General features: G+C 58.7%; 5 protein-coding genes. 2 read left to right on the top strand and 3 right to left on the bottom strand.

The window, feature by feature from the left end:
* Positions 1–605 precede the first annotated feature (605 nt).
* The gene (locus ACH2EH_RS05460; protein ID WP_395139690.1) at positions 606–794 is read left to right on the top strand and encodes a hypothetical protein; all 189 of its coding nucleotides are present in this window, start codon (positions 606–608) and stop codon (positions 792–794) included.
* A gap of 117 nt (positions 795–911) precedes the next feature.
* Complete coding sequence (locus ACH2EH_RS05465) at positions 912–1,700, top strand: glutaminyl-peptide cyclotransferase (RefSeq protein WP_395139692.1); 789 nt, start codon at positions 912–914, stop codon at positions 1,698–1,700.
* A gap of 84 nt (positions 1,701–1,784) precedes the next feature.
* Here the strand turns inward: ACH2EH_RS05465 and ACH2EH_RS05470 are convergent, their stop codons facing one another.
* From ACH2EH_RS05470 to ACH2EH_RS05480, 3 genes are all read right to left on the bottom strand, one after another.
* Positions 1,785–3,935: a beta-N-acetylhexosaminidase gene (locus ACH2EH_RS05470; RefSeq protein WP_395139694.1), complete on the bottom strand. Its 2,151-nt coding sequence runs from the start codon at positions 3,933–3,935 to the stop codon at positions 1,785–1,787.
* A 1-nt stretch (position 3,936) separates the two neighbouring features.
* Positions 3,937–5,274, bottom strand: a complete 1,338-nt coding sequence (locus ACH2EH_RS05475; protein ID WP_395139696.1) for a sulfatase — start codon at positions 5,272–5,274, stop codon at positions 3,937–3,939.
* Positions 5,271–5,788: L-serine ammonia-lyase, iron-sulfur-dependent, subunit alpha (locus ACH2EH_RS05480; protein ID WP_395139698.1), on the bottom strand; the 518-nt coding region annotated here is incomplete at its 5' end. The genes ACH2EH_RS05475 and ACH2EH_RS05480, both read right to left, overlap by 4 nt.

Genomic DNA, 5,788 nt, shown 5'->3' on the forward strand with positions numbered 1-5,788 from the left:
TTGTAGAGCTTCGTCTTGCCATAGAGCTCCGTGTCCGCCCACCCTAGGTCATCGGAGAGGATAAAGACGATATTAGGGCGGGGAGGTGGCAGTGCCTGAGGCATAAGGTTCTCTTTCGTGCGCCCCGACAACAGCGTGGGCGACGAGGTAGAAATTCGGCAACGAGCATCAAAACTCCTGTCATGCAGGGAGCACTCAGAAGCAAAACCGTTCATTCCTGTTAGAACATGCTTCAGAACGTCACGATACAGAAACAGGAGGGTGGCAAGCTAGTCCAGAAAGTTTGACGTCGTTGTTATCCTTTGTTAAACTGTTTCCTGTAGAAGTGGGGAGTAACCTTCACCTTTAGAACGGTTGGGAAAGGACAATTCTGATAAAAAATGAAAAATCTCACAGTGAACCTGACAACAGCCGTTTGCGGCATAACACCCCAAAATCGTCATTATGACCGCTGCGGCAGAAACACTAGTTCGGCGGCGGACCAATCACTACTGAAACCCACGGCGCAGTTGCCGCAGTGTGGCTCAGTCGTCTCGACGAGGACACCATGAGTTCAAGCCAGCATGAGGCGCGTTCAAGTTGCGATGGCCGTATTCGTTGCGTGTATGAGTTTGGTTGCTTTTTCCGGCGTAGCCGGCAACCCCCGCTTCGAGACGTATCCCACGCTGGATGTGATCCGGTTGATGACCGCCGGAGCGGGCTTCGGCGTCGCCCTCGTCTTGCTGATCCAGTTCTTCAAATTCCCCGGCCCTCGTTCAGAAGACAAGAAGGAAAAGGAAAAGGGGACATCGTAGATTATCAGCCGAACCAGGCGCTGCAGCAGACCGGGGCCGCATGTGGGCTTTTCGTGAGTCATAGGTCACTCGGCGGCCCCAGATGCTGAGCTTAGTCGTTAGCCAGATCAGATTCAGATGACGAACAGAATTCTGTGCAACCTGTTGACGATCGCCGTACTCGCCCTGTTCGGGTGTACGGGAAACGTGCAAAGTCCCATTCAGAGCCAGCCGCTGTATGGCTATCGAGTGGTGAACACCTATCCCCATGACTCACAGGCGTATACGCAAGGCTTGGTCTTTCGAGACGGGTTCTTGTTCGAGAGTACCGGCCTCAACGGACGTTCGAGTCTCAGAAAGGTCAAGCTTGAGACCGGTGAGGTCCTTCAACAGGAACACATCGATCCACAGTACTTTGCCGAGGGGCTCACGGATTGGGGCGGCCAGCTCGTTCAACTCACGTGGCAATCCAACGTCGGGTTTGTGTATGACCTGGCGACCTTAGGGCTTCAGCGGATGTTTCGGCTCACCGGCGAGGGCTGGGGCCTGACCCACGATGGGAGTCGGCTGATTGTCAGTGACGGCACCGACACATTACGCTTCCTCGACCCAGCCACGTTTCAGGCGCGGAGCCAAGTGTCGGTTCGCGATGGCGGCGTCCCCGTGAAGAATCTGAACGAGCTGGAATATGTACGCGGCGAGATATACGCCAATGTCTGGCACACCAACAGCATCGCAAGAATCTCACCGGAGTCGGGCCGTGTGGTGGGCTGGATTGATCTGGCAGGGATTCTCCCCGGCGCTAATCAGCTCGATTCCGAGGCGGTGCTTAACGGAATAGCATTTGACTCTGCGCAAGATCGGCTGTTCGTCACCGGCAAGTTGTGGCCGAAGCTTTTTGAAATCAAGTTGGAACGACGTCAGTGATTTACGGAACGGCCAACAAGCTGCTGCAGAGCGGCGCTGGCCAATCATGATCGCCGCCCGCTTCACTCGAACGTTAGTCAGGACTCAACGCGGCAGCTTTTTGATCAACACTATACCGTTGGAGTCGCTGCCTTCGTCGCCGTAGATGTGGGCGCGGATTTTAAATGCCGCGCCTGTCTCGTAGCCGTCTAGCTTGAGGGTGTAGACATTGTCTTTCTTTGCGCCGCCGGTGAAGCCGTGGTGTGCGTCGGTGGCCAGCGGAGTGGTTTCGGCGCTGCGGAAGACCTCGACTTTATCAATGTCCAGCCGCTCCCGGCCGCCCGTGTAGAGGAAGGTGATCTGGTAGGTGCCATTGCCCGAGATGAGCCCCGTGGCCTCGAAGTCCACGGCAAGCGGCTTGCGATCCCCCACTTTCCCGGACTTCCACTCTCCGAGCTTGGTGCCAAACGCACGAAACTCATTGCTCTGTGTGAGCGTCTCGAAGATCAGGCTGGTGCGCTTGCCGTCGGGGGCGAGCGTGATGGCCTTGAAGTCCTCGAAGCGCACAACCGCCAGAGAGCCTTTTAGCTCCGGCGAGCTGGCGATCGGATCAGTGCCATCGGTTGTGTAGCGCACCGTTCCGCCCTCGATGGGACTCGTTGCAGTGACGGAGTCGCCACTGTGCGTTACCTCGGGGAGCGGGAGGCGGAAGTTCCAGCCCGACTCTGCGTAGCGAACATACTGGCGCTGCATGCGCTCCGTGAAGTCCGGGAAGCTGCGCTGGGCTTGTGGGGTCCAGGCCACTTCGGCGAGTGCAGCGGCGCGGGGAAGCAAGTAATAATCGCAGTAGAGCGCGGGGCTGGGCTTCTTGATCTCGGGCTTGTGCAGGAACATATCGGTCCAGAGGCAGCCCTGCACGCCGATGATATTCTTCTGCTGCGCGGGTGTCAGGCCCGTTGGCATTGGGTCCCAGTCGTAGGCGGCTTGCAGAGTGACCGGGTTGCGCCAGCCCGCGCCGGGTAGCTCGCCGCGCAGCTTACTCTGCTGCATGTCGAAGTAGCAGCGATCGGTGAGGGCCACCATCACGGGGTTGCCATTACGCGCCGCATCGCTCGCCGCTTTTGGGTCGGCCCAGGGCATGATCCCCGCCGTCGGACTGACCCCACAGCGCAGGATCTCGTCCCAGCCCAGAATCCGCCGTCCCTTTTTCGCTAAGATCGCCTCGACCTCCCGGGTCATCCAGCCTTGGAGCGCCTTCTCGTCTTTCAAGCCCAGCTCCGTCTTCTTTTTCTGGCAGTCCGGACAGGCTTTCCACTTGGTGTACTTGGCCTCATCGCCGCCGATATGAATGTACCGCGACGGAAAAAGTGCACAAAGCTCGTCAAGAACGTCTTTGAGAAACGCCCAGGTGGTCGGCTTTCCAGCGCAGTAGAGATCGTCGGAGATGAAGTGCGTCGTGGGCATCTTGTGCTGGATTCCTGTGCACGAGAGCCACGGGTAGGCCGCCACCGCCGAGAGGGTGTGGGCAGGGAGCTCGATCTCCGGCACAATCGTGATATTCCGTGCGGCGGCGTAGGCGACCATCTCTTTGATGTCGGTCTGCGTATAAAAGCCCCCTTCTTGTGCCGCACCCTCTCCGCGAAAGCCCCCGATCTCCGTGAGCTTGGGATACTTCTTGATCTCAACGCGCCAGCCTTGGTCGTCAATTAAGTGCAGGTGCAAGACATTAAGCTTATGGGCAGCCATGATGTCCAAAAAGTGGAGGACATAGGCCTTGTCCATAAAGTACCGCGAGACATCCAGCATCATCCCGCGCCAGGCGTAGGTGGGCTGGTCCTCGATCTTGAGAGCGGGAATGGTAAGCTTCGATGCGTGTCCCGTTGGCCAGAGCTGGTGGAAGGTCTGGAGCCCATTGACAATCCCCGCGTACTTTGGCGCACTCAAGCTCACACCCTTTGGGCTCACCTCAAGCGCATAACCCTCGTTGCCGAGATTCGTTAACGCTGGATTCACCTTCAGCGAGATACTCCCGCGCCCCGCAATCTTCGTCTCTCGCCCCGTCGTCGCCCTCAGCCAGCCAGAGAGCACCGCCGCCGCCGGACGGCTCGCGGCATCTGCGCCAATCACGGTGCGCTCATCCAGCACGAACGTGCCACTGGCTTGGGTGACGGAAACAGGCCTGGGAATCAGGGATATGACAGGGGCAGGTTGCGCCGCCAGGGTTAGGGTGCTTGCCATCAGGGCCGTTAAGAGCACTTTACTTTGCCTCACTCTTGGGGTTGGGATTTTTGATCGGGAACTTGGCGTCCACGGCTTTCTGCCAGGCATGTAGCTTAGCTTGTAGCGCTTTCACTCGCCCTGGCTCCTGCGCCGCTAAATTCCGTTGCTCGCCGGGATCGTTCTTGAGGTTGTAGAGCTCTATCCGGTCAATCACGAACCACTCAATCAGCTTCCAGTCGCCCTCACGAACGGCGGCGGCCATCCCACCACCTTGATTTCCGTAGTGTGGATAGTGCCAGAAGAGTGGGCGTGGCGTAAGTTTCTTGCCCTTGAGCGCGGGAACCAGGCTGACACCATCAAGTTTTTCAGGGCGCATACCAGCGGCCTCCAAAAACGTCGGGAAGAAGTCCGGCGTACTGGTTGGTACGTCACTGAGCGTACCGGACTTGACCATGCCGGGCCATTTCACGAGAAGTGGTTCGCGGATGCCGCCTTCGTAGAGCCAGCCCTTGCCCGCTCGCCACGGGGCGTTGCTGGTCGGGGATCCCTCCGAGGTTGAGAGGCCACCATTGTCCGACGTGAAGATCACGAGCGTATTGGCAGGTAGTGTTTCAAAGAGCCGCCCGAGGTTGCGGTCCATGTCCTCCAGCATTGCGGCGTAGACCGCATGCGTTTGGGTGCGGCGGTCTTTGCGTGGGGGCTCGTCGCGAAACTCCGCCGTGAGCTTTGCGGCTTTGGCCTCATATTTTTTCACGAGCTCCGGCTTACTCACCAGCGGTGTGTGCGGGTCGTAGGGGGTGAACCAGAGCAGAAACGGCTTGTCTTTACTCTGCGCCACGAACTCAATCGCTTTGTCCGTCAGCCGATCCATCACCCACTCACCCGAAGCAAGCTCCAGATTGTGAAGCTTTGTGGGGCCAACATGCGCATTACCCCCACGATCATCGCCGCCGACACTGAACTCAAAACCATGGTTCTCCGGGAGCGTGCCTTCACCGCCGAGGTGCCACTTTCCCACAAAACCCGTCGCATAGCCAGCACTTTGTAGCCTCTTGGCAATTGTGGTCTCGGAGAGGCTCAGCCTATCTGCAGCGGGTGGACAAAGTAACGGAAAGCCGGGCTTCATTCCGCCGAGCTTGCCAATGGAGGCATTAATGTAGTCCGTAACCCCCGTGCGCTGCGGCCACTTGCCCGTGAGCGCCGACGCCCGTGTGGGTGAGCAAACGGGGCACGCGGCGTAGGCGTTGGTGAAGCGCATGCCCTCTTTCGCCAATTGATCCAAGTTTGGCGTCTCATAGAACGTGCTTCCCTGGCATCCAAGATCAATAACACCGAGGTCATCGGCGAGAATAAAGACAATATTAGGGGATTTCAAGTATTTTGTCTCCGAAGCTGAAGCTGCACAAGGCGCTCCTCGATGGCCTGCGAGGTGGGGGAGATGGAGAGACCTCCCAGATTGGTGCAGCGCAGCTCACGCGGCATTTGTGCGGAGACGCGCTTTGCCGTTTCGATTACTTCGTCGAGGGGAATTAGCGGGTCGTAGCCCGAGAGAGCCATGTTGGCACACGAGAGTGCGTTGCTCGCCGCCATGACATTCTTGCCCAGGCACGGCGCCTCGACTCGATTGGCGATGGGGTCGCAGATCAGGCCGAGCATGTTCTGAAGCGCCATGGAGGATGCGGCCAGAGATTGCGTGAGCGAGCCTCCACCGAGCTGTACCAGCGCTGCCGCCGCCATGCACGCCGCCGAGCCCCCCTCGGCTTGGCAGCCGCCCACTTCCGCCGCAAAGCTCCAGCGGGTGGCGATAAAGACCCCGATCAGGCCACTGGCAAGAAACGCCTTCGCCATCTCGGTCTCATCCAAGCCAAGCTCCTCCGCCATCGCGATCA

This window comes from Armatimonas sp., assembly GCF_043760365.1.
In the GTDB taxonomy this organism is placed as follows: Bacteria; Armatimonadota; Armatimonadia; order Armatimonadales; family Armatimonadaceae; genus Armatimonas.

Bases quoted from the DNA above. Each gene is read 5' to 3' on its own strand.
- ACH2EH_RS05460 (WP_395139690.1), top strand. From the start codon at position 606: ATGAGTTTGGTTGCTTTTTCCGGCGTAGCCGGCAACCCCCGCTTCGAG.
- ACH2EH_RS05465 (WP_395139692.1), top strand. From the start codon at position 912: ATGACGAACAGAATTCTGTGCAACCTGTTGACGATCGCCGTACTCGCC.